The organism is Acidilobus sp., from assembly GCF_049973875.1.
In the GTDB taxonomy this organism is placed as follows: Archaea; Thermoproteota; Thermoprotei_A; order Sulfolobales; family Acidilobaceae; genus Acidilobus.
Genome location: NZ_JBMFJI010000111.1, coordinates 1 through 608, shown reverse-complemented (window position 1 = coordinate 608; position 608 = coordinate 1). Strand labels below are relative to the sequence as shown.

Annotated in this window: 2 protein-coding genes; both read left to right on the top strand. The window is 51.6% G+C overall.

Annotation, left to right across the window (positions count from 1 at the left end; genetic code table 11):
* The first annotated feature begins 109 nt into the window (after window positions 1-109).
* A complete protein-coding gene (locus tag ACP5H1_RS08575) occupies window positions 110-358 on the top strand; it encodes a hypothetical protein (protein WP_427974124.1) in 249 nt (82 codons plus the stop codon).
* A 68-nt stretch (window positions 359-426) separates the two neighbouring features.
* The coding region (locus ACP5H1_RS08570; protein ID WP_427974122.1) for a hypothetical protein at window positions 427-608 on the top strand (182 nt) is incomplete at its 3' end.

Genomic DNA, 608 nt, shown 5'->3' with positions numbered 1-608 from the left:
GGCGTCAGGCGTCATTTATGACGTTAAGTACGATAACGGACAGAGCGTGGCCGTGCCGTTACAGGATTTTCATGAAAGTTTTTAACCTTGTCCTCTCCATCCTTTCCCTGTGAGGTGGGCCTGGAGAATGTGGACAAGCGTCAGAGGTTTCGCAAAGGACTTCTTCAAGTATAACGGCTTTTCCGTCCTTGAGTCCCACAGAGGGGTTATATGCTTCAGGTATAGGGAGTACGTAGACCCATCGGGCTTTATAACCAGCTTCGAGACCTACGCTAAGAGACTTTTCCCGGGCACACGCTTTAACGTGGACGTAGACCCGTTTTCCCGCAAGGTCTGTGTTTTTATCTTTTCTGAGTGAAAAATTCATGAAAGTTTTTTAGGTTCCGCTTCCCGCTTTTCCCCTGGCCCGGGAAAGAGGTGGTAGAAGTGTCAGGGGTTGCGGAGGCGAGGCCCGTGATAGACCAGGCACAGGCGTTAAGAGTCCCCATGGTCGAGGCCGTCTCAGTGAAGGACGCACTGCTCAGATACACGGCTTACCAAGTATACGACAACCTTCGCTCTGCAGGGTTCACGGACATTAAAATGAGCGTCCGCACTGTCGGCTCCCT